This window comes from Streptomyces sp. CB01881 (genome assembly GCF_002953255.1).
Classification (GTDB): domain Bacteria; phylum Actinomycetota; class Actinomycetes; order Streptomycetales; family Streptomycetaceae; genus Kitasatospora.
This window is the reverse complement of record NZ_CP026498.1, coordinates 643847-644641: the sequence shown is the minus strand read 5'-3', so window position 1 is coordinate 644641 and position 795 is coordinate 643847. Positions and strand designations below refer to the sequence as shown.

Below are 795 nucleotides of genomic sequence, written 5' to 3'. Positions count from 1 at the left end.
CGTTCCTGTTCATCTCCCACCACCTGCAGGAGGTCTACGACCTCTGCACCACCGTCACCGTCTACCGCGACGCCCGGCACATCATCACCGCACCCGTCACCGAACTCGACCAGCACGCCCTGGTGGAAGCGATGACCGGCGAGAGCACCCGGGACGCCGAACCCGCCTGGTCACCGGCCGGCCGCACACACCCGGACGACGCCCCGCTCCTGGAGGTCACCGGGCTGAGCCTGGACGGCGCCTACCAGGACGTCTCCCTGACCGCACGTCCCGGCGAAGTCGTGGGCCTGGCCGGCGCCGCGGCCAGCGGCAACGTCCGGCTCGGCGAGACACTGGCCGGCCTGCACCGCCCCCAGGCCGGCACCATCACCGTCGCGGGCCGCCCGGTGCGCACCGGCCGCGTTCCCGCCGCCCTCGCAGCCGGCATCGGCTTCGTCCCCGAGGACCGCCACATCCAGGGCCTCATCCCACAGCGCAGCGTCGCCGAGAACGCCACCCTGACCGTCACCGACCAGCTCGGCCCGTACGGCACGGTACTGCCCTCCCGCACCCGGGCCTTCGCCGAGCGGATGATCAGCGACCTCGACATCAAGACACCCGGCCCCGCCACCCCGGTGTCCGCACTGTCCGGCGGCAACCAGCAGAAGGTCGTCATCGCCCGCGCACTGGCCACCGAGCCGCAGGTCCTGGTCGCCATCCGGCCCACCAACGGCGTCGACATCAAGTCCAAGGAATCCCTGCTCGGCACCGTCCGCGCAGTCGCCGACGCCGGCAGGAGCGCCCTGCTCCGACGAA

At 72.5% G+C, this 795-nt stretch carries 1 pseudogene; it reads left to right on the top strand.

The features are described 5' to 3' along the window. A pseudogene (locus C2142_RS39200) lies at positions 1-795 on the top strand (ATP-binding cassette domain-containing protein); the annotation flags it as partial.